The organism is Polynucleobacter sp. MWH-UH19D (assembly GCF_040409795.1).
Classification (GTDB): domain Bacteria; phylum Pseudomonadota; class Gammaproteobacteria; order Burkholderiales; family Burkholderiaceae; genus Polynucleobacter.
Genome location: NZ_CP099571.1, coordinates 1,665,994 through 1,688,431, shown reverse-complemented (window position 1 = coordinate 1,688,431; position 22,438 = coordinate 1,665,994). Strand labels below are relative to the sequence as shown.

The window sequence follows — 22,438 nt, the reverse complement described above, 5'->3', positions numbered from 1 at the left end:
GTTGATTTATCTGTAGGAAACGTCCTACTGCCCTGTCCAAAGTATAGATAGGGGCTAAATCCTTAGAGAAATTGTGGGGATGGGCTCTTGAAATCTTGGGAAGCGGACCTATATAATCAGCACTCCCGCCGTGCGAGTGCTAAAACAGAAAAATCTCTCGATTTTGGTCTTAGCAATCGTATGGGAGATTATAAAGCATTGATTTATATAGATATTTAATTAGTTAACACTTACTAACATAGGAGAAGAGATGAATTTGCGTCCTTTACATGATCGCGTAATCATCAAGCGTTTGGATCAAGAATCAAAAACAGCCTCTGGAATCATCATTCCGGATGCAGCTGCGGAAAAGCCTGATCAAGGAGAAGTATTGGCAGTTGGCCCAGGCAAGCGCGATGACAGCGGCAAATTAAATGCACCAGACGTCAAAGTTGGCGATCGCGTGTTGTTTGGTAAGTATGCTGGCCAAACTGTAAAAGTCGACAACGAAGAGCTCATCGTGATGCGTGAAGACGACATCATGGCTGTTGTTCAGAAGTAATTTCGGTATTTAAGAGAGGAATCTAATCATGGCAGCAAAAGACGTTGTATTTGGAGATAGCGCTCGTACCAAGATGGTTGAGGGCGTAAATATTCTTGCGAACGCAGTCAAGACAACACTTGGACCAAAAGGTCGTAACGTTGTTATTGAGCGTTCATTTGGTGGCCCAACCGTTACTAAGGACGGTGTATCTGTAGCAAAAGAAATCGAACTTAAAGACAAGTTGCAAAATATGGGCGCGCAGATGGTTAAGGAAGTTGCTTCCAAAACTGCTGATATCGCTGGTGACGGCACAACAACTGCTACTGTTTTGGCGCAATCGATTGTCCGCGAAGGCATGAAATATGTTGTGTCAGGCCATAATCCAATGGACCTCAAGCGTGGTATCGATAAGGCTGTCACTGCTGCTATCGGTGAACTCGCTAAGATCAGCAAGCCTTGCACAACTACTAAAGAAATCGCTCAAGTAGGTTCTATTTCTGCTAATAGCGATCACAGCATCGGTCAACGCATTGCAGAAGCAATGGAAAAAGTAGGCAAAGAAGGTGTGATCACTGTTGAAGACGGTAAGTCTTTGGATGATGAGTTGGAAGTAGTAGAAGGTATGCAATTCGATCGTGGCTACCTCTCTCCATATTTCATTAACCAGCCTGAGAAACAAGTAGCTGTATTGGATAACCCATACGTCCTCTTGTTTGACAAGAAGATCGCTAATATCCGTGATTTGCTGCCAGTACTTGAGCAAGTTGCGAAGTCTGGTCGTCCATTGTTAATCATTGCTGAAGATGTTGAAGGCGAAGCCTTGGCAACTTTGGTTGTGAACAATATTCGCGGCATTATCAAAACCTGTGCTGTTAAGGCCCCAGGCTTTGGTGATCGTCGTAAGGCAATGCTCGAAGACATCGCAATCTTGACTGGCGGTACTGTTATCGCAGAAGAGATTGGCCTCACACTTGAGAAGACTACTCTTGAGCACCTTGGTCAAGCCAAGCGTATCGAAGTAGGCAAAGAAAACACCATCATCATCGATGGTGCTGGCGATGCTAAAGCAATCGAAGGACGCGTCAAAAATATTCGCGTACAGATCGAAGAAGCTACTAGTGACTACGACAAAGAAAAATTGCAAGAGCGTGTTGCCAAGCTAGCAGGCGGTGTTGCAGTAATTCGTGTTGGTGCTGCTACTGAAGTCGAAATGAAAGAGAAGAAGGCTCGTGTTGATGATGCATTGCATGCAACTCGCGCAGCTGTGGAAGAGGGTATTGTTCCTGGCGGTGGCGTAGCATTGATTCGTGCAATGCAAGGTATTAAAGGCTTGAAAGGCGATAACGCTGATCAAGACGCTGGTATCAGCATCGTATTGCGCGCTATGCAAGAGCCACTGCGCACTATCGTAAGCAACGCTGGCGAAGATGCTGGTGTGGTTGTTAATGCTGTGCAAGAAAGCAAAGGCAATAACGGTTACAACGCAGCTAGCGGTGAATACGGTGATCTCGTAGCGCAAGGTGTGATTGACCCAACTAAAGTGACTAAGACTGCTTTAGTAAACGCAGCATCAGTTGCTGGATTGTTGTTGACTACCGATTGCGCAATCTCTGAGGCGCCAAAAGAAGAATCTGCTGGCGGCGGTATGCCTGATATGGGTGGTATGGGCGGAATGGGTGGTATGGGCGGAATGATGTAATTCTGCATATTCTGCAAACTAAAACGCCTGGTTCACAAGACCAGGCGTTTTTTATTCCTAAATTAATTTCTTAATTCATTTGCAGGTTGATTTAGTCTGGCTGTATGCCACCATCTTTGATGACTTTTTTCATCTTCACTAAACCCTGAGAAATCATTTCCTTTAAGTGCTCTTGCCCAAGTGGAACAAATTCAAAACCTTGCTGAATGAGTTGTTCGCGTAACTTGGGATCTTTCAATGCAATAGCTAGTGATTCATTGAGCTTTTCAATAATAGCTGGTGATGTCCCCTTTGGAGCAAGTAAAGCTCCCCAAGTAGAGAATTCATAGCCTTTAATGCTTTCATTAATGGTTGGGACATTTGGCAGAAGAGGGGATCGAATCTTGCTTGCTACGCCCAATACTTTGAGTTTGCCTGCACGAATATGAGGTAGCACTACAGATAATGCGCTAATCATTACAGGTACTTGACCAGCCATGACATCGGTAACTGCTGCAGCGGCTCCACGATAAGGAATGTGTACGATCGGCGCCCCAGTGTATTGACGGAATATTTCCATGCCAATGTGTTGTGGCGACCCATTGCCGCCAGAAGCGTAATCTATTTTTCCTGGCTTTTCCTTGGCGATGCGCACCAGATCTGCCGCGGTATTGCCAGGGAATGAGGGGTTGGCAACCATGACAAATGTAATTGCCGCCACTTCAGAAATAGGCGTAAAGCTTTGGATCGGGTCGTAATCAATTTTTTTGTAGAGGTTAGGCAGCATTGTGAGGATGCTGTCATTAAATGCACCCAAAACATAACCATCAGCAGGGCTTTGTGCGACCTTTGTAGCGCCAATCAGTCCTGCGCCTCCAGGAATATTTTCAATTGTGATAGCTTGACCTAGACTCTCACCCATTTTCTGTGCAATCGGGCGCATCAAGATATCAACACCACTGCCTGCTTGAAGTGGCATGATGGTTTGAATCGTGCGGTTAGGGTAGCTGCTTTGTGCGTTCGCAAGTCCGAAAAAAAGTAATTCAATAAAGGCAACGGCTACTAATATAAAAGTCTTCATTTTCATTTTGTCTCAATCTATATTTTTGTTTTCATTCTGCTGGTGAGGAACTCTTCACATATCTTAGCGCAATAAAAAACCGCCCGTAGGCGGTTTCTATAAAAGGCTGGTAGAGCATCACTCCACTGCTTTAACCATATCTTCCACAACTTTCTTCGCATCACCGAAGACCATCATGGTTTTATCCATGTAGAAGAGTTCGTTATCTAAGCCGGCATAACCTGCTGCCATTGAGCGCTTATTAACGATGATGGTCTTAGCTTTAAATGCTTCCAAAATTGGCATGCCAAAAATTGGACTGCCAGGCGTACGAGCTGCGGGGTTAACAACGTCGTTGGCGCCAAGTACTAAAACCACATCCGCTTGACCAAAATCGCTATTGATATCTTCCATTTCAAATACTTGATCGTATGGCACTTCTGCCTCAGCCAATAAAACGTTCATGTGACCAGGCATACGACCTGCAACTGGGTGAATTGCGTATTTAACAGTTACACCATGATGGGTTAGCTTTTCTGTCAGCTCTTTTAAAGCATGCTGAGCACGGGCAACGGCGAGGCCATAACCAGGAACAATAATCACCGTGTCGGCATTTTCCATAAGGAAAGCTGCATCTTCAGGAGAGCCTGTTTTGTAATTTTTTGGACCACCATCATCGGCACCGCCCGCTGCTGCTTCAGCGCCAAAACCACCAAGCAACACTGCGAGAATTGAGCGGTTCATTGCCTTACACATAATGTAAGAAAGAATCGCGCCTGAAGAGCCTACGCATGCACCAGCAATAATTAATACTGGGTTATTGAGGGTAAAACCAATACCAGCAGCTGCCCAACCAGAGTAGCTGTTTAGCATCGATACCACTACTGGCATATCTGCACCGCCGATTGGAATAATCAAGGTGATACCGAGTACTAGTGCAATAGCGCACATGGCCATAAAGGCCGCATGACTATCTGCCATGTAATAAGCAATACCGGCTCCAACCATAGAGATTGCAAGAATCAAATTGAGCAAGTGTTGGCCAGAGAAGCTGACTGGTTTGCCGCTTACTTTTCCAGAGAGCTTGCCAAATGCAATGACGGAAGCGGTGAATGTAATTGCGCCAATAAATGCGCCAATAAAGAGTTCAATCTTTTGGGCGCCAGTATGGTCATGAGCAGTATTGAATACTGCAGCAATTGCGATCAACACTGCGGACAAGCCTACAAATGAGTGCATCAAAGCTACAAGCTCTGGCATTTTGGTCATTTGCACACGTTTAGCTGCAAGAGTGCCGATGATGGCGCCACCCACAACAGCCGCAGCAATAAGTGAGACAGCAGGCTTGAAGTCAGGAATAAAGAAGGTAGTAATTACCGCCAACAACATACCAATCATGCCAAAGGTATTGCCTTGGCGTGAAGTGGTTGGCGAGGACAAACCGCGCAGCGCGAGAATGAACAATACCGATGAAATGAGATAAGAAATTGCAGTTATGTTTGACATTATTTTGGTCTCTGTAGATCTTGTTCTATTTATTTAGGCGCTTTTTTCTTGAACATTTCAAGCATGCGGCGCGTCACCATAAATCCACCAAAAATGTTGATCGACGCTAGAAATACTGCAATCGCGCCAATCACGCTGGTGAGGGTGATTTCATCTCCACCAATTACTTCGGTTTGTAATAGTGCGCCAACGATGATGATTCCAGAAATTGCGTTGGTAACCGCCATTAGCGGAGTATGCAATGCAGGAGTAACGTTCCAAACAACGTGGTAGCCCACAAAAATAGCCAAAACAAACACAGTAATGTTCTGGACTGTGAGGATGCTTTGAAAAGCAGCGAGATCCATGATAGTTCCTTCGTATGAATTTTTATGAGTTTTTGCGGATGGCTTGACCATCACGGCACATCAAGCAGGCGGTCACGATATCGTCATCGCTTGGGATAACTAGCTTCGCTTCTTTGTCGACAATCAATTTCATGAAGTCGAGCAAATTACGTGCGTAAAGCGCAGAAGCATCTGCAGCTACCATGCTGGCTAAATTTGTATAGCCCACGATCTTGACGCCATTAACATTTATCACTTTGTCGGCTTGTGTTAATGGGCAGTTACCAGAACCGTTATCACCTTTGCCAGCAGCCAAGTCGATTACTACAGAGCCGGGTTTCATATTGGCAACAGTGTCGCTATGCAAAAGTACTGGTGGCTTGCGACCTGGAATCAATGCGGTGGTGATGACGATGTCTGCTTGTTGTGCACGCTCTGCAACCAAAGCGGCTTGACGTTTCATCCATGCTTCTGGCATAGGGCGGGCATAGCCACCAACACCTTGAGCAATTTCACGCTCTTCGTCGGTTTCATAAGGCACGTCAACAAACTTTGCCCCTAAAGATTCAATTTGTTCTTTGGCAGCAGGACGCACGTCAGATGCTTCAATCACTGCACCAAGACGTTTTGCAGTTGCAATCGCTTGTAAGCCAGCAACACCAGCACCGAGAATGAGGACGCGAGCTGCTTTAACAGTGCCAGCAGCAGTCATCAGCATTGGCATAAAGCGCTGATATTCGTTCGCGGCAACCATGACTGCTTTGTATCCAGCAATGTTGGCTTGAGAAGACAACACGTCCATGCTTTGTGCACGGGTAGTGCGTGGAGCCGCCTCTAATGAGAAACTGGTAATTCCTTGGGCTGCCATTGCGGCAATATTGTCATTATCAAATGGATCAAGCATGCCGATGAGCACGCTTCCGGATTTGATCTGTTTAAGTTCTGCCGCTTCAGGGGCGCGTACCTTGAGAACAATCTCAGCACCGAAAGCATCTGCAGCGCTCCCAATGGATGCGCCAACAGCCTCATAGGCAGAATCCGGTTGGCTAGCTTGGACACCTGCATCTTTTTGGATGACAACAGTATGACCTTGACCAATGAGTTTTTTAACGGTTTCTGGTGTAGCGGCAACTCGCGTTTCACCAGTTCTTGTTTCCAGCGGCACTCCTATGCGCATGGCATGTCTCCAAAAGCGAAATTTTCAAAAAATCTATTTTAGTTAAATGGGTTAAAAACCACCCGCTTATTTACCCCTATAAGCACATACAGCCTATTTGCCCAAATTTCTGTCAATCTGAGCTAAGACTTCTACAATATGGCCTGTCAGCTTATATTGAATTCTCGCATTTTTTGATGATCCAGCTCAATTCCTCGGCAATACCGCCTACAAACCCCAAGAAAGTCGTTATTGGCATGTCTGGAGGGGTAGATTCGTCTGTTGCAGCCTGGATGCTCAAAGAGCAGGGTTACGAGGTCGTAGGCCTTTTTATGAAAAATTGGGAGGATGACGATAGCGATGAATACTGCTCTGCTCGTCAGGATTGGTTGGATGTCGTTTCGGTAGCCGATTTGATTGGAATCGATGTAGAGGCTGTCAATTTTGCTGCTGAATATCGTGAACGAGTATTTGCAGACTTTTTACGTGAATACTCCGCAGGCCGTACTCCCAACCCAGATGTCTTATGCAATGCCGAAATTAAGTTCAAGGCATTTTTGGATCACGCAATGAGTTTAGGTGCTGACGCAATTGCTACGGGTCACTACGCTAGAGTGCGCCATGAAGGTGGCAGGGTTCAGTTATTGAAGGCATTAGACGCCACTAAAGATCAAAGTTATTTTTTGCATCGTCTAACGCAGCAACAATTAGCAAATGTATTGTTTCCCTTGGGTGAGATTCCTAAAACAGAAGTGCGAGACATTGCAGAAAAAATTGGCTTACATAATGCCAAGAAAAAAGATTCCACTGGCATTTGTTTTATCGGTGAGAGACCATTCAGAGAATTTTTGAATCGTTATTTACCGCGCATACCTGGGCCAATTAAAACTCACGAAGGAAAAGTGGTGGGCGAGCACATGGGCTTAGCATTTTTCACGCTGGGACAACGCAAGGGCATTGGTTTAGGCGGCAGTCAGGATGGTAATGGAGATGCGTGGTACGTAGCCCGCAAGGATGTGGCAAATAACACCTTATATGTGGTGCAGGGTCATGAACACCCATGGTTATTGGCTAATCAGCTGGAGGCGATGGACGCAAGCTGGGTTTCTGGCACCGTCCCTGAATCCGGCTCTTACTCAGCCAAAACTCGATATCGACAATCTGACTCTGCGTGTGTTCTGAATGCAGGCAATTCAACACTAGACTTTAGTTTAGATTTTCCTGAGCCTCAGTGGGCTGTAACACCAGGGCAATCAGCCGTTTTATATGACGGTGATATTTGTTTAGGTGGCGGAATTATTTCCGCCTAACTCCAAACACAAATTTCAAAATTAAGATGTTGGTGGCTCAGTTTCTTTAAACGAAGGTCGTTGCATTAATTTCTGATGCAGGCGCTCTAAGTTTGGGTACTGACTTTGCCATTGAATCTCTGGAAATCGGAATGCTAAATAACCAAGGGCGCAACCTACAGCAATATCAGCCAGCGTAATTTGATTTCCAAAACACCAAGCGTTTTCACCAAGCTGTTCTGACATTCGGCGTAATGCAGCATTTATTTTTCCAACTTGACGATCAACCCAAGCTTGGCTTTGCTCATTTGCTGGACGCCAAGTTTTTTCAAGGCGCGCCAAGATGCTAGCGTCCACCAGTCCATCGGCTAATGCTTCCCAAGTTTTCACAGTGGCACGCTCTCGATGATCGGCCGGAATCAGTTTGCTTACTGGGCTTAAGGCGTCTGCATATTCAGCGATTACTCGAGAGTCTTGGATGGCTTCCCCGTCATCGAGTACAAGGCATGGAACCTTGCCCAAAGGGTTATAGGTGCCGATATTGGTGTCTGCGGCCCAAACACTATTACTTTCAAGGTCAATATCGACCTTTTTCTCTAGGAAAACGATCCTGACTTTACGAACATAGGGGCTGGTGGGGGAATAAATGAGTTTCATAGGGTTCAGTATAGCCATCTCAACCTTGGTTTGCTTGGGGGCAGAACGCATTAAAATTAGGGTTTATTGACATATTCTCAGCAAAGGCAATGCCCGTGAGTCAGCCGCTTTCAACCCTAAATGCCCTTTCCCCCTTAGATGGACGCTATGCCGGAAAACTCGATGCTTTGCGTCCTTGGTTATCCGAAGCCGCCTTTATGCGTCAGCGTGTTTTTGTGGAAATTCATTGGCTGCTTGCTTTAGCTGCTGCTGGTTTGCCAGATGTGCCAAAGATCAATGCTACTGACGAAGCATTTTTATTGTCTCTGCCTGAAAATTTTTCTGATGCTGATGCGCAACGCATCAAAGATATTGAAGCGGTTACCAATCATGACGTGAAGGCAGTGGAATATTTCTTAAAAGAAAAAGTCGCCAATCGACCTGATTTGTTAAAAGCTAGCGAGTTTATTCATTTCGCATGTACATCTGAAGACATTAATAACACCTCTCATGGATTGATGTTGCGTGGCGCGCGCGATGAAGTGCTATTGCCACAGCTTCGCAAAGTCCTTGCTGTTTTGACTGATTTAGCGGTTGAACATGCAAAAGTGCCTTTGCTCTCGCGCACCCATGGTCAACCTGCTTCACCGAGCACTCTCGGTAAAGAAATTGCCAATATTGCAAAGCGTTTGGAGCGTGCAATTGAATCAATCGCCGCTGTGCCTTTGCTTGGAAAAATGAATGGTGCAGTGGGTAATTACAATGCGCATCTGTCTGCCTACCCTGATTTTGATTGGGAGAGTTTTTCAAAGAATGTTGTAGAAAAGCGTTTGGGCCTGACTTTTAATCCGTACACCATTCAAATTGAACCTCATGATGGCATGGCGCAATTGTTTGATGCTATCGCTAGAGCAAATACGATTTTGTTAGATATGGATCGTGATTTCTGGGCTTACATCTCTGTGGGTTACTTTAAGCAGCGCACCAAAGCGGGCGAGATTGGTTCATCCACCATGCCACACAAAGTGAACCCAATTGACTTTGAAAACTCAGAAGGAAATCTCGGTGTTGCAAATGCTTTATTGCGCCATCTGGCTGAAAAGTTACCTGTTTCTCGTTGGCAGCGTGACTTAACTGACTCTACCGTTTTGCGTAATTTAGGACCTGCTTTTGGTCACAGCGTGCTGGCGTATGACAGCGCTCTGCGCGGTTTAGGAAAACTAGAAGTCAACCATGCTGCCATTGCCGCTGATCTCGATGAGTGCTGGGAGGTATTGGCAGAGCCAGTACAAACCGTCATGCGGCGTTACGGCATTGAAAATCCTTATGAGCAATTAAAAGAATTGACTCGAGGTAAAGGCATCAACCAAGCTGATCTACAAAACTTTGTCCGTGGTTTGAAGATTCCTGAAGATGCAAAAGCACGCTTGCTAGAAATGACGCCATCTACGTATTTAGGTAAGGCGGTCGAATTGACCGAACGTCTCAAAAAGTGAGCGTGAACTCCAGCTCTGAATACGGGGCGCGTCCCCGGTTTTGGTTTGCTGTATATCAACTGCTGTGGCATCTACTCTTGCCACTGGCATTTGTGCGTTTAGTTTGGCGAGCGAGACACTCTTTTGCGTATTTGCACCATATTCCTGAGCGCCTTGGTTTTGGCTACAAGAAGCCCATTTCAAAAAACTGTATATGGATACACGCTGTATCTGTTGGAGAAACACGCGCAGCTCAACCATTGATTGAGGCATATTTAGTGCGTGGCAAGTCCATATTGCTCACGCACATGACCTTAAATGGTCGAAGAACAGGCAAGCAACTATTCGCCAATGCTATCGCTAGTGGGCAGATTCGTCAGGTGTATTTGCCTTATGACTTGTGTTGGTCCGTTGAGCACTTTTTGAGTACTTTCAAACCAAGGTTTGGTCTCTTCATGGAAACCGAAGCTTGGCCAACCGTTGTATTTCGTTGTAAAGAAATTGGATTGCCCTTATTTTTAATTAATGCCAGACTATCCGAAAGAAGCGCACGTCGAGTTAATCGTTTTGGCAATGCTGGGCGAGCATTGTTTCAGGCCTTTGCTGGTATTTTGGCGCAAACCGAATTTGATGCACAGCGTTATCGCAGTCTTGGTGTGAATAATGTTCAGATTACTGGCAATCTTAAGTTTGATGTTCCCTTGGATTTCAAGTTGGTAGCCCAAGGTAAGCAATGGCAGCAAGATTTACATGCAGACGGACGTTTAATGGTTTGCGCCGCAAGTACTCGTGATGGCGAGGAAGAAATTATTCTCAAGGCCTGGAAAGATTTGTTGCTTGATCATGCTTTCCAGAAGGTGCCAAAAAACGCACCACTACTATGCATAGTCCCAAGACACCCTGAACGCTTTGCTGAGGTTGCGAATCATATTCGGAACGCCGGTCTGAAGCTTAAAGCTCGCTCTGAGCTGACTGAGGTCTTAGGCGATTTTCCTGAGGTCGATGTAGTTCTGGGTGATTCAATGGGCGAGATGCCCATGTATTACAGTGCATCAGATCTTGTGGTGATGGGTGGTAGCCTATTGCCATTTGGGGGTCAAAATTTAATTGAGGCTTGTGCGGCAGGTTGTCCTGTACTACTTGGTGAGCATACCTACAATTTTCAACAAGCGGCGCTGGATGCAATTGCGATTGGGGCAGCGAAACGTATCCGCGGCGAATTATTGCTAGGGCAAACTATAGCCCTGACGGAGTCACTAAGAGAGTTGCTGATGAATGCTGCTGAACTGGCTAAGATGTCGGCAGCAGCTAAGGCCTATGCCGTTGAGCATCAAGGTGCAACTAAAAATATCTTAGCTGCCCTTGATCAGCAATTTACCAACTAGGTAAATTTGTTTGTTTAACCTTTTGGTTAAACGCGAGCCCCATAGTTTGGATCTTCATTACGAGCATTGTCGTCAGGCTTTTTATCACCCTTCACTAAATCCTCGCGGGTTACACCGAGCCACATCGCCAATGCTGCAGCAACGAAAACCGATGAATAAATACCAAACAAAATACCGATGGTGAGTGCCAAAGCAAAATAAAACAAAGTTGGGCCACCAAAAATCAACATTGCTAGAACCATCATTTCAGTGCTTCCGTGGGTGATGACGGTGCGGCTAATCGTGCTGGTAATCGCGTTATCAATAATCTCGCGAGTATTCATCTTGCGGTACTTGCGGAAGTTTTCACGAATACGGTCAAAGATCACCACGGATTCGTTCACGGAGTAGCCGAGTACCGCTAATACTGCCGCCAATACGGAAAGTGAGAACTCCCAGTGGAAAAAGGCAAAGAAGCCAAGAATGATGACGACGTCATGTAAGTTCGCAATGATGCCGGCAAGCGCGAATTTCCACTCAAAGCGGAAAGAGAGGTAAAGCACAATGCCGATGATCACAAATACCAAAGCTTTTAAGCCATCAATTGCCAACTCTTGACCTACTTGCGGCCCAACGAATTCAACGCGTTGTAACTTAACGCCAGAGCTTGCAGAATCAAGGGCTTGCATCACTGCATTGCTTTGATCTGCCGATGAAATCAGTTTGCCTTCAGCATCTTTTTGCAAAGGTAGGCGAATCATCACATCGCGTGAACTGCCAAAGTTTTGAATTTGCGTATCGGCGTAGCCTAACTTTTCTACTTTGGCGCGGATGGAATCCAGTGGGGCAGTCTGAGGATAGGTAACCTCCATGACAGTACCGCCAGTGAATTCAATGGAAAGGTGTAGGCCGTTATGCCAGAGGAAAAAGACTGCTGCTAAGAAGGTAATTAAAGAAATCGCATTGAGCACCAATGCATGGCGCATAAATGGAATGTCTTTTTTGATACGAAAAAATTCCATGGCTTATTTCTCCTGTGGGCGCCAAACTTGGCCAATCGCGAGTTTCTGAATTTTCTTATTTCTGCCATACCAAAGATTGACTAGGCCACGCGAGAAGAAGACAGCAGAGAACATGGAGGTCAAAATCCCGAGGCAGTGCACTACAGCAAACCCTTTGATCGGACCAGAGCCAAAGGCTAACAGTGCAAGACCTGCGATTAAAGTCGTGACATTGGAGTCTAAGATGGTTGCCCAAGCTTTATCGAAACCAATAGCAATTGCAGTTTGAGGTGAAGAACCATTACGCAGCTCTTCGCGAATGCGTTCATTAATTAACACGTTGGAGTCAATCGCCATACCAAGCGCAAGAGCCATAGCGGCAATACCTGGTAAGGTGAGTGTTGCTTGCAGCATCGATAGAACTGAAATTAATAAGAGCAGGTTGACTGCTAAAGCTACTACCGAGAAAGTTCCAAATAGCATGTAGTAAGCCATCATGAAAATTGCAATTGCAGAGAAGCCGATTAAAAGGGATGTAAAACCTTTTTCGATATTCTCGGCACCCAAGCTAGGACCAATAGTGCGCTCTTCAATAATTTCCATTGGGGCTGCGAGCGATCCAGCGCGCAATAAGAGGGCTAAGTCATTGGCGCTCTCTGTAGTTGGTTGACCAGTAATCTGAAACTTTGAGCCAAACTCACCTTGAATGGTGGCAATCGTGAGAACTTCACCTTTGCCTTTTTCGAACAAAATCATGCCCATGGGCTTGCCAATGTTTTCCCGAGTGACCTCTTGCATAACGCGACCACCAGCAGCATCCAAAGAGATGTTTACAGCAGGACGTTGGTTTTGATCAAAGCCGGCGCTTGCATCAGTAATGCGATCACCGCTAAAAATCACGGACTTTTTAAATACGCCTAAGCGGTTTTCACCAAAACGGAAAGTATCCATGCCTGGGGGTGGAATTTCACCGACGCTGATGGTCGATACCAATGGATCTGCAAGACGAGCTTCCAAAGTAGCGGTACGACCAATGATGTCTTTGGCGCGAGCAGTATCTTGTACGCCTGGAAGTTGAACAACAATGCGTTCGGCGCCTTGTTGTTGGATTACCGGTTCTTTAACTGCTAGCTCATTTACCCGTTTATTTAAGGTAATGATATTTTGCTTAACCGCATTGTCCTGAATGTCTTTCAATGCCTTTGGCTTAAATTCACCGAGTAGTTTTGCGGCGCTGCCGTTTGCTTTAACCAACCAAGTGAGATCAGGTTGGGAAGTATTTAAAAGTGAGCGTGCAGTTTCAGCTTCATCAGCACTGCCAAAATTAATCGTGATTGAGTCTGCTCCACGATCAATACCTTGATGGCGAATGTTTTTATCACGCAATTGGCTGCGAATATCTGTAGCCAATGAGGTGACTTTTTTCTGCACTGCGCCTTTCATATCTACTTGCAAGAGGAAGTAGACGCCACCGCGCAAATCTAAGCCTAATGGCATTGGCAGCGCATTTATCGCATTGAGCCAACCGGGCGTGTTGGAGAGTAGGTTAAGGGCTACAGTGTAGTTAGGATCATTTTGATCCGCATTTAATTTTTGTTGCAGAAGATCACGAGCACGTAATTGAATATCAGTATTGTTAAAGCGAATTTTGATTGAGCCTACATTACCAGCTGCTTCAAAAAATACTCCAGTGTTATCAATACTGGCATCAGTCAGAATTTTTTCAACACGAGATTGTGTTGCCAAATCAACCTTAATAGTTGGTTTGGCAGATGAGACTTGAACCGCTGGAGCCTCTCCATAGAAATTAGGCAATGAATACAGTCCGCCAATGAGCAAGGCAATGACGATGACTAAATATTTCCAGAGAGGATAGCGATTCATGTCGAGATACTTTTAAAAAATTAAGCGGACTTCAATGTGCCTTTTGGCAATACGGCGGTGATAGCACCTTTTTGTAATTGCACATCTGTTCCGGTAGCAATTTCAACAGTCACTACCTGATCTTTCAATGCGGTTACTTTGCCCATAATGCCGCCAACAGTGACAACCTCGTCACCTACCGCAAGTGCCTCGAGCATTGCTTTAGTCTCTTTTTGGCGCTTCATTTGTGGGCGAATCATGATGAAGTACAAAACTGCGAACATCAAAATCAAAGGAAGGAAGCTCATCAAGCCACCTGCATCTGCGCCCGCGGCTGGAGCCTGGGCAAAAGCATTACTAATCCACATATCAAACCTCCGTTAATGGCTAATAAGAAACTGCTGCATTTTTAAGCTTTTAAGAGAAAGCCGTAAACCCGCAATTCTAAACTGTATGGGGCTTTGGAGGTGATTTGAGGGGGTTTATTGCCCCTAGAGGGGGTTAATCTTGTCCTGGCTCTACGCCCCGCTGACGATTGGCATGAAATTCCTCGCGATAGGCACTAAACCGATCTTTGCTTAGGGCCTCCCTAACCTCAGACATGAGTTGCAAGTAATAAGAGAGGTTATGGATGGTATTAAGCTGTGAGCCAAGAATCTCATTGGCTTTTTGGAGGTGGTTTAGGTAGGATCTAGTGAAATTTTGGCAGGTATAGCAAGCGCAAGTCGGATCTAATGGGCGATCATCATCCTTGTAGCCAGAGTTGCGGAGTTTCAGATCACCAAAGCGAGTAAAGAGCCAGCCATTGCGTGCATTTCGAGTTGGCATGACGCAATCAAACATGTCGATTCCTAGGCTTACTCCCAAAATGAGATCTTCTGGAGTGCCTACACCCATGAGGTAGTGAGGCATGTGCTCAGGTAATTTCGGTGCTGTGAAATTGAGGATGCGTTCAAATTCAGGTTTTGGTTCGCCAACGGATAGGCCGCCAATGGCTATGCCATCAAAACCTTGCTGACTTACGGCATCAAGTGAAAATTCTCGTAGGTTTTCAAACATGCCGCCCTGAACAATACCGAAGAGTCCATTGCCTGTATTGAGTTCGCGAAAGCGTTTTAATGAGCGATCGCCCCAGCGAAGCGACATTTCAAGAGAGGCGCGCGCAGTTTTTTCACTGGTAGCCTGACCCTTGGTTTCATAGGGGGTGCACTCATCGAATTGCATTGCAATGTCGCTATTAAGTACCGCCTGAATTTCCATGGAAACCTCGGGTGACATAAAGAGTTTGTCGCCATTTATGGGTGATGCAAAAGTAACACCTTCTTCAGAAATTTTTCGCAGTGCGCCTAAGCTAAAAACCTGAAAGCCACCAGAATCCGTGAGGATCGGCTTATCCCAAGCCATAAAGCGATGTAGTCCACCATGTTTTTTAATGACATCCAAACCTGGTCTGAGCCAAAGGTGAAAAGTGTTGCCTAAGATAATTTGCGCCTTCGCTTCATTGAGGTCGCGCGGGGTCATTGCTTTTACGGTGCCATAGGTTCCTACCGGCATGAAGATGGGTGTTTGCACACTCCCATGTGGAAGATCAAGTTGACCAAGGCGCGCTGGACTCTCAGAGTCTTTCGCCAAAATAGAAAAATTTACAGGTTTGGTCATGATGATGGGTTTCCGAGTCGACTTAAAAACATCGCATCTCCATAGCTAAAGAAACGATATTTTTGATGAATAGCATGTTGGTAAGCAGCGCGAATATTATCCATGCCTGCAAAAGCACTTACTAACATTAGTAGGGTAGATTTTGGCAGATGAAAGTTTGTGAGCAAACAATCTACGGTCTTAAATTTAAATCCTGGGGTAATAAAAAGATTGGTCTCCCCACTGCTTTTTTGGTTAATCGCCTGACTCTCTAAAGCGCGCAAGCTGGTTGTGCCAACTGCGATCACCCGTTTTCCCTGTTGCTGAGTTTTTTGAATTGCCTCTAGCGTTGAGTCTGGGATAGAAAACCACTCGTAATGCATTTGGTGTTTGGATAAATCTTCTTCGCGAACGGGCGTAAAAGTGCCTGCACCAACATGCAGAGTAACAGTGGCTTGATTAACGCCTAATTTACTAAGTTGTTTCAAAATAGCTTCATCAAAATGAAGACCCGCTGTTGGCGCTGCTACTGCGCCTGGATTTTTGGCTACTACTGTTTGATAACGCTGGGCATCATTGCTATCAGGCTGGTGTTCGATGTAGGGCGGGAGTGGTAATTCGCCAAAGCGCTCAAGTAAAGAGAAAATGTTTTCGGGGAAGCGCACTTCATAAAAGCGTCCATCGTGGCCAATCATCTCTGCCGAAAAAGATTCACCTGCAACATTGTGAATATGAACAAAGTCACCAGTCTTTGGAACCCTCGATGCCCTGATTTGAACCCAGGCTTGGCGATCGCCACTAATGCGTTCGATTAGGAGCTCGACATTACCGCCTGTTTCTTTTTTGCCATGGAGTCTGGCAGGAATGACTTTAGTGTCATTAAAGACCAGTAAGTCACCTGGGTTAATGAGGTCAAGAATGTCCTTAAACTGTCGATCTATGAATTGAGTCCCATCCCCGCTTGCCTTAAGCTCCAGAAGACGGCTATCAGTCCTATTGGCCAGTGGATGCTGGGCGATTAGTTCGGTTGGGAGTTCGTAATTAAAGTCGGAGAGTTGCATAGCGTTACCATCAGGTATTAGATTTTAACGATGACTACTAAGCAAACGCCAAACACACTCCAAAAAATGGGTTTAGACAGCCCAATGGCTCTTGCTTTGCATCTTCCCTCTCGCTATGAGGATGAGACGGAGTTGCTCTCAATTGATCAAGCGCTTGTTCAGGGGCGATTTAGCTCGGTTCAGACTCAGGGTGTAGTGATTCGGAATCAAGTCTTATTTAGGCCCAGAAGACAAATGGTTGTCACTATAGAGGACGACACTGAGACTCTTAATCTACGTTTCCTAAATTTTTACCCGAGTCAGCAGAAGCAGATGGCTGTTGGTGCCCATATTCGAGTTCGCGGAGATGTGCGTGAAGGTTTTCAGGGCCCAGAGATGGTTCACCCAACCGTCCGTGCCGTTACGCCAGATGCACCACTTCCAACGAGCTTGACCCCGGTCTATCCAGCCAGTGCAGGCGTTTCTCAAGCAGTAATTCGCAAAGCGGTGACGCAGGCTTTACGAGATCCAAGTTTGAAAGACAGTCTGGCTGAGTTTTTGCCAAGCAAATTGATGAATCAGTTATTACCAAGCAATGACTGGCCAAGTTTGCAATCCGCTATTACATATCTGCATCAACCACCAGCCATTGCAGATACACAATCATTGCTAGAGCGTACACATCCTGCATGGCGTCGTGTCCAGTTTGAAGAATTGCTAGCTCAACAGATTTCATTAAAGCGTGCCCATGCGATTCGGCGAGAGCGGCATGCGCCAAGCTTCAACAAAAATAGTGCATCCACTACTAGCCTGGAAGAGGCCTTAATAAAAATTCTACCGTTCCATTTAACTGGGGCTCAGTCACGTGTGTGGGATGAAATTGGGGGGGATTTATCGCAATCATTTCCAATGAATCGCTTATTGCAGGGTGATGTAGGTAGTGGCAAGACTGTGATCGCAGCATTAGCAGCAGCGCGGGTAATGGATCATGGTTATCAGGCAGCAATCATGGCGCCAACAGAGATATTGGCCGAACAGCATTACCTCAAAATGAAAGAATGGTTTGAGCCTTTGGGGGCGCAAATCGCATGGCTATCTGGCAGTCTCAAGGCAAAAGAAAAGAAATTGGCCCAAGAGTTGATTGAGGATGGTGCTGCACAACTCATCATTGGTACGCATGCCTTGATTCAAGAAAATGTGCGCTTCGCCAAATTAGGTTTGGCGGTTATTGATGAGCAGCATCGATTCGGTGTTCGACAGCGTTTAGAGATCCAACAAAGGGTTGGCTCAGAATTATTTTATTGCCACCAACTCATGATGTCGGCAACGCCAATTCCGCGGACTTTAGCAATGACGTATTACGCTGACTTGGATGTATCTGTAATTGATGAGCTACCTCCAGGGCGTAAGCCTATTGCCACTAAGGTCGTGAAAGCAAGCCGAAGAGAGGAAGTGATTCATGGCTTGCAAAGCTGGCTTTCAAAAGGTTTGCAAGCGTATTGGGTATGCCCTTTGATTGAGGAGTCTGAGGTATTGCAACTACAGACTGCCGTTGAGAGCTTTGAAGAACTTACTAAGGCTTTGCCTGATTTCAGAGTGGGTCTAGTTCATGGGCGCCTGAAAGCGGATGAGAAAGCTGCAGTGATGGCAGCATTTAAGGCTAATGAAATTCAGTTATTGGTGGCAACTACGGTAATTGAAGTTGGTGTTGATGTGCCCAATGCAGCATTAATGGTGATTGAGCATGCGGAACGATTTGGTTATGCCCAAATTCATCAGTTGCGGGGGCGGGTCGGCCGTGGGTCGGCAGATTCAGTGTGTATCTTGATGTACGCAGAGCCATTGTCAATGACTGCCAAAGAGCGTTTACAGACTTTGCGTGAAACTTCTGATGGCTTTGTAATTGCAGAGCGCGATTTATCTTTGCGTGGCCCCGGAGAGCTTTTGGGAGCAAAGCAATCAGGAGATGCGATGTTACGTTTTGTAGATTTACAGCGAGATGCATGGTTGATTGAGTTAGCGCAGAAAGCGGCTGAACGTTTGCTGGCAGAGCATGGCGATATCGTGGAGCGACACTTGGAACGTTGGCTGGGCTCTCGCGCAGAATTTCTGAAGGCATAATTCTGGATATGTCTTTTCGTAATCGACTACAAGCCTATGCATATCTAATCCGTTTAGATAAGCCGATTGGCACACTTTTATTATTGTGGCCAACGCTATGGGCTCTATGGTTGGCCAGTTCCGGAATGCCCGACCTTAGTATTCTGTTTATTTTTGTTATGGGCACATTTTTAATGCGTAGTGCTGGTTGCGCTATGAATGATTATGCGGATCGTGATTTTGATCGTTATGTCCAAAGAACCAAAGATCGCCCAGTAACGAGCGGAAAGATATCGGGCAAAGAGGCCGTGGCTGTTGCACTTGCTTTGGCATTGATCGCATTTTTATTGATTCAACCCTTAAATATTTTTACTAAGCAGTTATCTGTTCTTGCATTGTTAGTGGCTTTTATTTATCCATTTACGAAACGCTTTTTTGCAATACCACAAGCAATTTTAGGAATTGCATTTGGATTTGGTATCCCAATGGCATATGCAGCAGTCTTGAACTTTATTCCACTAGAGGCATGGGTTTTGTTTGTGGGAAATATTTTTTGGGCGATTGCTTATGACACTGCATATGCCATGGTTGATCGAGAGGATGATTTGCGTCTAGGGCTACGTACTTCAGCGATTACTTTTGGAAAGTATGATGTGGTTGCAATTGGTGTTTGCTATGGAATCTTATTGATGACTCAATTGTGGGTGGCATATTTGGCGGATTTGAGTAATTACTTTTTGGTCGGTTGGATTATGGCTTTAGCTTGTGCCATTTATCACATGCAGCTTGTTTCGACCCGCAAACGCGAGGAATGTTTCCTCGCTTTTCGACACAATAATTGGTTAGGTGGATTTTTATTCTTAGGAATTGTGCTCGGATTGAGCATTTATTGAAGCATTAATTAGTGCTGACCTAGCTCATCACCCATTGTCTTGCCGCGCTGACTAGCTGCATCAATCGCTTTTTCTAGGATTTCATGCCAGCCATGATGTTTCATGACTTCAAGTGCTGCAGCGGTAGTGCCACCCTTAGAGGTAACGCGCTCCCGCAAAATCCCAGCATGTTCGTCTGAGTTGTGAGCCAACTGAGTGGCGCCCTCGAGAGTGGCATAAGCTAATTGGCGAGCTGTCTTGGCATCTAAACCAAGCTTCTCACCAGCAGATTGCATTGCCTCTAAGAAAGCAAAAACATAAGCAGGGCCGCTGCCAGATACTGCTGTAACTGCATCCATTAGTTTTTCATCAGAGACCCAGACCGTTTGACCTACTGCGGTGCAAATGGTTTGTGCAAGTGCGCGATCAGATGTGCTGACGGCTGCATCAGCAAATAATCCTGTAATACCCTTGCCAATTAAGGCTGGGGTATTTGGCATAGCCCGCACGCAACGCGTGTGATCTAACCAGCGGCTCATATCCTTGAGTCGAATGCCAGCGGCAATACTTAAGATCAATGGACCTGGTGCACTAGCATGTTTGAGTTTGGATGCGAGACCCTTAGCGACAACATTAAAGTCTTGTGGTTTGATAGCCATAACCACCACATTATTTTTGGTGAAATCAAATGCAATTTGCTCAAGAGCGCCGATACCTTGAACACCAAAATCTTCATAAAGCTTAAGGGCGGTAGTTGCATTTGCTTCAACTACAGAAATTTGATTGGGTTCAAACCCGTTAGCTAATAAGCCGCTGATTAAGGCGCGGCCCATATTGCCACCACCAATAAAAGTGATGTGTGCGTTGCTATGGTTTTGATTGGTATTTTGTTGACTCATTTTGTAATCTTATCGCGCTTCCCAAAAATAGCGGTTCCTACCCGAACCATTGTGCTGCCTTCAGCAATGGCAGTCTCTAAATCATCTGACATGCCCATGGATAGGGTGTCAAAGAATTGGTAGCCAGGATCCGCTAAACGATTTGTTTTAATTTGTTCAAAGCAAGTACGTACTGCCGCAAAAGCCTGACTTTGTTTTAATGGATCTGAAGTGGGTTCGGGAATTGCCATCAGACCTCGAAGAACGATATTTGGAAGTTTACTGACGGCATCACAGAGCTCTAAGGCATCTGAGAGAGATACACCGCTTTTGCTTTCCTCTTCACTTACATTAACTTGTATGCAGACTTGTAATTCTGGTAAGTTTGCAAACTCACCCCGTTGGGTCGAGAGACGCTGCGCAATCTTGAGTCGATCGATGCTATGAACCCAATCAAAGTGCTCGGCAACATCACGGGTTTTATTGCTTTGAAGTGGGCCAATGAAGTGCCACACTAACCAAGGACGTAGCTTTTCGAGTTGAGTGATCTTTTCAACAGCTTCTTGGACATAGTTTTCACCAAAAGCTGATTGACCGGCGTGCATCGCTTCCTCGATCGCGCTGGCGGGAAAAGTCTTGCTAACTGCTAAAAGTTCAATTTCTTCTGGTTCGCGCTTAGCTGCTAGGGCTGCGAGCTCAATACGCTCTTTAACCTGAATGAGATTGACAACGATTGAGTTCATTTGCTCCGCGCTTGTTTGCTGAGGAGTTGGTCTACAATTTCGATCCAATGTAATACTGGTTTTTCATCTTGCTGCAGATGAGTAATGCAACCAATATTTCCAGAAACAATCACATCTGCGCCAGACTCTTCACAGGCAACCGTTAAATTCTTCAATTTATTTTTGCGCAATTGTTCAGATAGTTCTGGCTGAGTCACTGAGTAAGTGCCGGCAGAGCCACAGCAGAGATGACTGTCATTGCATAGGCGAACACCAATACCTAAGCTGCCAAGCAAACCTTCAACTTTGCCTCGAATTTGTTGGCCATGCTGCAGTGTGCAAGGTGGGTGATACACCACACCCGGCTTTTGATCGGCGCCGATTAATGTGACGAGTTCATTTTGCAAGTTTGCCATCACCTCGGAAATATCTTTTGTGAGCTCAGAGACTTTCTTGGCCTTATTGGCATAAGCAGGGTCGTTGGCTAATAAATGTCCGTAGTCTTTTACCATGACACCGCATCCAGATGCAGTCATGATGATGGCTTCAACACCACTCTCTATCATCGGCCACCAAGCATCAATATTTTGTTTGGCATTATCCAAGCCACCCACTTGATCATTGAGATGGTAGCGAAGTGCGCCACAGCAGCTGGCACTTGGGGCACTAAGCAGTTGGATTTTGAGTGCGTCCAATACCCTTGCAGTAGCAGAGTTGATATTGGGAAGCATGCCAGGTTGAACGCAGCCCTCCAGAATGAGCATCTTGCGAGCATGGTGTGCATTAGGCCGAGCGTAAGGATTAATCTGTGAATCGAGAACCTTATTTTTAACCAAAGGAATCTTGCGCTTCATACCGCTTGGCATGAATGGTCGAACTAAGCGACCTAAACTCATTGCTGAATTAAATAAGACTGGTTTTGTAAGGCCCTCTTTGAGAGCCCAGCGAGTGATGCGTTCTCCTATGGGTCGCGATGGCGTATTTTCCTCAGCCCACTTGCGTCCAATATCAACTAGATTGCCGTATTGAACTCCGCTTGGGCAAGTACTTTCGCAATTGCGACAAGTTAAGCAGCGATCTAGGTGCAAGCGTGTTTTTTCAGTAGGCGCTTGCCCTTCTGCAATCTGTTTAATTAAGTAGATGCGACCACGCGGACCATCTAATTCATCACCAAGCAGCTGATAAGTCGGGCAAGTAGCGGTACAAAAACCGCAATGCACACATTTGCCTAGGATGCGTGCGGCTTCAATGCCTTCAGGTGTATTGGCAAATTGGGGGGCGAGTTGAGTTTGCATATAAAAACGAAAGAGG

20 protein-coding genes are annotated in these 22,438 nt (G+C 45.7%); 7 read left to right on the top strand and 13 right to left on the bottom strand.

Annotation, left to right across the window (positions count from 1 at the left end; translation table 11 throughout):
* Positions 1–250 precede the first annotated feature (250 nt).
* Positions 251–541: a co-chaperone GroES gene (locus NHB34_RS08550; RefSeq protein WP_173956397.1), complete on the top strand. Its 291-nt coding sequence runs from the start codon at positions 251–253 to the stop codon at positions 539–541.
* 28 nt (positions 542–569) lie between these two features.
* Entirely contained in the window at positions 570–2,222 is a 1,653-nt protein-coding gene (gene groL, locus NHB34_RS08545; RefSeq protein ID WP_353427217.1) for a chaperonin GroEL, read from the top strand.
* 91 nt (positions 2,223–2,313) lie between these two features.
* Here the strand turns inward: groL and NHB34_RS08540 are convergent, their stop codons facing one another.
* The 4 genes from NHB34_RS08540 to NHB34_RS08525 all read right to left on the bottom strand — a co-directional run bounded on the left by NHB34_RS08540 (position 2,314) and on the right by NHB34_RS08525 (position 6,270).
* Entirely contained in the window at positions 2,314–3,288 is a 975-nt protein-coding gene (locus tag NHB34_RS08540; protein WP_353427216.1) for a tripartite tricarboxylate transporter substrate binding protein, read from the bottom strand.
* 111 nt (positions 3,289–3,399) lie between these two features.
* Positions 3,400–4,767 carry an NAD(P)(+) transhydrogenase (Re/Si-specific) subunit beta gene (locus NHB34_RS08535; RefSeq protein ID WP_353427215.1) on the bottom strand — a complete coding sequence of 456 codons (1,368 nt, stop codon included), beginning with the start codon at positions 4,765–4,767 and terminating at the stop codon, positions 3,400–3,402.
* A gap of 29 nt (positions 4,768–4,796) precedes the next feature.
* Positions 4,797–5,114: a proton-translocating transhydrogenase family protein gene (locus tag NHB34_RS08530; RefSeq protein ID WP_353427214.1), complete on the bottom strand. Its 318-nt coding sequence runs from the start codon at positions 5,112–5,114 to the stop codon at positions 4,797–4,799.
* A 22-nt stretch (positions 5,115–5,136) separates the two neighbouring features.
* Positions 5,137–6,270: a Re/Si-specific NAD(P)(+) transhydrogenase subunit alpha gene (locus tag NHB34_RS08525; RefSeq protein ID WP_353427213.1), complete on the bottom strand. Its 1,134-nt coding sequence runs from the start codon at positions 6,268–6,270 to the stop codon at positions 5,137–5,139.
* Positions 6,271–6,446: 176 nt separating this feature from the next.
* Here NHB34_RS08525 and mnmA point away from each other — a divergent pair, with 176 nt between their 5' ends.
* Complete coding sequence (gene mnmA / locus NHB34_RS08520) at positions 6,447–7,559, top strand: tRNA 2-thiouridine(34) synthase MnmA (RefSeq protein WP_353427212.1); 1,113 nt, start codon at positions 6,447–6,449, stop codon at positions 7,557–7,559.
* A 21-nt stretch (positions 7,560–7,580) separates the two neighbouring features.
* Here the strand turns inward: mnmA and NHB34_RS08515 are convergent, their stop codons facing one another.
* Positions 7,581–8,195 (bottom strand): glutathione S-transferase C-terminal domain-containing protein, encoded by a 615-nt coding sequence (locus NHB34_RS08515; RefSeq protein ID WP_353427211.1) that lies wholly within the window; start codon positions 8,193–8,195, stop codon positions 7,581–7,583.
* A gap of 89 nt (positions 8,196–8,284) precedes the next feature.
* Between NHB34_RS08515 and purB the strand changes: the two genes are divergently transcribed.
* Together purB and NHB34_RS08505 are read left to right on the top strand one after the other, a co-directional pair.
* A complete protein-coding gene (gene purB / locus NHB34_RS08510; protein ID WP_353427210.1) occupies positions 8,285–9,670 on the top strand; it encodes an adenylosuccinate lyase in 1,386 nt (461 codons plus the stop codon).
* Positions 9,667–11,034, top strand: a complete 1,368-nt coding sequence (locus NHB34_RS08505) for a 3-deoxy-D-manno-octulosonic acid transferase (protein WP_353427209.1) — start codon at positions 9,667–9,669, stop codon at positions 11,032–11,034. The genes purB and NHB34_RS08505 overlap by 4 nt, the downstream gene beginning before the upstream one ends.
* A 26-nt stretch (positions 11,035–11,060) precedes the next feature.
* Here NHB34_RS08505 and secF read toward each other — a convergent pair whose 3' ends face one another.
* From secF to queA, 5 genes are all read right to left on the bottom strand, one after another.
* The gene (gene secF / locus NHB34_RS08500) at positions 11,061–12,035 is read right to left on the bottom strand and encodes a protein translocase subunit SecF (RefSeq protein ID WP_353427208.1); all 975 of its coding nucleotides are present in this window, start codon (positions 12,033–12,035) and stop codon (positions 11,061–11,063) included.
* A gap of 3 nt (positions 12,036–12,038) precedes the next feature.
* On the bottom strand, positions 12,039–13,898 hold the full coding sequence (gene secD / locus NHB34_RS08495) for a protein translocase subunit SecD (protein ID WP_353427207.1): 1,860 nt from the start codon (positions 13,896–13,898) through the stop codon (positions 12,039–12,041).
* Between the two features lie 20 nt (positions 13,899–13,918).
* Complete coding sequence (yajC, locus tag NHB34_RS08490; protein ID WP_353427206.1) at positions 13,919–14,245, bottom strand: preprotein translocase subunit YajC; 327 nt, start codon at positions 14,243–14,245, stop codon at positions 13,919–13,921.
* 133 nt (positions 14,246–14,378) lie between these two features.
* Complete coding sequence (tgt, locus tag NHB34_RS08485) at positions 14,379–15,536, bottom strand: tRNA guanosine(34) transglycosylase Tgt (RefSeq protein WP_353427205.1); 1,158 nt, start codon at positions 15,534–15,536, stop codon at positions 14,379–14,381.
* Positions 15,533–16,576, bottom strand: a complete 1,044-nt coding sequence (gene queA, locus NHB34_RS08480; RefSeq protein WP_353427204.1) for a tRNA preQ1(34) S-adenosylmethionine ribosyltransferase-isomerase QueA — start codon at positions 16,574–16,576, stop codon at positions 15,533–15,535. The genes tgt and queA overlap by 4 nt, the downstream gene beginning before the upstream one ends.
* 30 nt (positions 16,577–16,606) lie before the next feature.
* Here queA and recG point away from each other — a divergent pair, with 30 nt between their 5' ends.
* The gene (recG, locus tag NHB34_RS08475; RefSeq protein ID WP_353427203.1) at positions 16,607–18,676 is read left to right on the top strand and encodes an ATP-dependent DNA helicase RecG; all 2,070 of its coding nucleotides are present in this window, start codon (positions 16,607–16,609) and stop codon (positions 18,674–18,676) included.
* A gap of 8 nt (positions 18,677–18,684) precedes the next feature.
* On the top strand, positions 18,685–19,548 hold the full coding sequence (gene ubiA, locus NHB34_RS08470; protein WP_353427202.1) for a 4-hydroxybenzoate octaprenyltransferase: 864 nt from the start codon (positions 18,685–18,687) through the stop codon (positions 19,546–19,548).
* 8 nt (positions 19,549–19,556) lie between these two features.
* Here ubiA and proC read toward each other — a convergent pair whose 3' ends face one another.
* Genes proC through glcF form a run of 3 tightly spaced genes read right to left on the bottom strand, consistent with a single transcriptional unit; the run spans position 19,557 to position 22,422 of the window.
* Positions 19,557–20,426 (bottom strand): pyrroline-5-carboxylate reductase, encoded by an 870-nt coding sequence (proC, locus tag NHB34_RS08465; protein WP_353427201.1) that lies wholly within the window; start codon positions 20,424–20,426, stop codon positions 19,557–19,559.
* On the bottom strand, positions 20,423–21,148 hold the full coding sequence (locus NHB34_RS08460; protein ID WP_353427200.1) for a YggS family pyridoxal phosphate-dependent enzyme: 726 nt from the start codon (positions 21,146–21,148) through the stop codon (positions 20,423–20,425). The genes proC and NHB34_RS08460 overlap by 4 nt, the downstream gene beginning before the upstream one ends.
* The gene (gene glcF / locus NHB34_RS08455; RefSeq protein ID WP_353427199.1) at positions 21,145–22,422 is read right to left on the bottom strand and encodes a glycolate oxidase subunit GlcF; all 1,278 of its coding nucleotides are present in this window, start codon (positions 22,420–22,422) and stop codon (positions 21,145–21,147) included. Before glcF ends, NHB34_RS08460 begins: the two co-directional genes overlap by 4 nt.
* Positions 22,423–22,438: the final 16 nt, after the last annotated feature.

What these genes read in the sequence shown, in the direction of transcription:
- NHB34_RS08550 (WP_173956397.1), top strand. Translation starts at nt 251, where the DNA reads ATGAATTTGCGTCCTTTACATGATCGCGTAATCATCAAGCGTTTGGAT.
- groL (WP_353427217.1), top strand. Translation starts at nt 570, where the DNA reads ATGGCAGCAAAAGACGTTGTATTTGGAGATAGCGCTCGTACCAAGATG.
- NHB34_RS08540 (WP_353427216.1), bottom strand. Translation starts at nt 3,288, where the DNA reads ATGAAAATGAAGACTTTTATATTAGTAGCCGTTGCCTTTATTGAATTA.
- NHB34_RS08535 (WP_353427215.1), bottom strand. Translation starts at nt 4,767, where the DNA reads ATGTCAAACATAACTGCAATTTCTTATCTCATTTCATCGGTATTGTTC.
- NHB34_RS08530 (WP_353427214.1), bottom strand. Translation starts at nt 5,114, where the DNA reads ATGGATCTCGCTGCTTTTCAAAGCATCCTCACAGTCCAGAACATTACT.
- NHB34_RS08525 (WP_353427213.1), bottom strand. Translation starts at nt 6,270, where the DNA reads ATGCGCATAGGAGTGCCGCTGGAAACAAGAACTGGTGAAACGCGAGTT.
- mnmA (WP_353427212.1), top strand. Translation starts at nt 6,447, where the DNA reads ATGATCCAGCTCAATTCCTCGGCAATACCGCCTACAAACCCCAAGAAA.
- NHB34_RS08515 (WP_353427211.1), bottom strand. Translation starts at nt 8,195, where the DNA reads ATGAAACTCATTTATTCCCCCACCAGCCCCTATGTTCGTAAAGTCAGG.
- purB (WP_353427210.1), top strand. Translation starts at nt 8,285, where the DNA reads ATGCCCGTGAGTCAGCCGCTTTCAACCCTAAATGCCCTTTCCCCCTTA.
- secF (WP_353427208.1), bottom strand. Translation starts at nt 12,035, where the DNA reads ATGGAATTTTTTCGTATCAAAAAAGACATTCCATTTATGCGCCATGCA.
- secD (WP_353427207.1), bottom strand. Translation starts at nt 13,898, where the DNA reads ATGAATCGCTATCCTCTCTGGAAATATTTAGTCATCGTCATTGCCTTG.
- yajC (WP_353427206.1), bottom strand. Translation starts at nt 14,245, where the DNA reads ATGTGGATTAGTAATGCTTTTGCCCAGGCTCCAGCCGCGGGCGCAGAT.
- tgt (WP_353427205.1), bottom strand. Translation starts at nt 15,536, where the DNA reads ATGACCAAACCTGTAAATTTTTCTATTTTGGCGAAAGACTCTGAGAGT.
- queA (WP_353427204.1), bottom strand. Translation starts at nt 16,576, where the DNA reads ATGCAACTCTCCGACTTTAATTACGAACTCCCAACCGAACTAATCGCC.
- recG (WP_353427203.1), top strand. Translation starts at nt 16,607, where the DNA reads ATGACTACTAAGCAAACGCCAAACACACTCCAAAAAATGGGTTTAGAC.
- ubiA (WP_353427202.1), top strand. Translation starts at nt 18,685, where the DNA reads ATGTCTTTTCGTAATCGACTACAAGCCTATGCATATCTAATCCGTTTA.
- proC (WP_353427201.1), bottom strand. Translation starts at nt 20,426, where the DNA reads ATGAGTCAACAAAATACCAATCAAAACCATAGCAACGCACACATCACT.
- NHB34_RS08460 (WP_353427200.1), bottom strand. Translation starts at nt 21,148, where the DNA reads ATGAACTCAATCGTTGTCAATCTCATTCAGGTTAAAGAGCGTATTGAG.
- glcF (WP_353427199.1), bottom strand. Translation starts at nt 22,422, where the DNA reads ATGCAAACTCAACTCGCCCCCCAATTTGCCAATACACCTGAAGGCATT.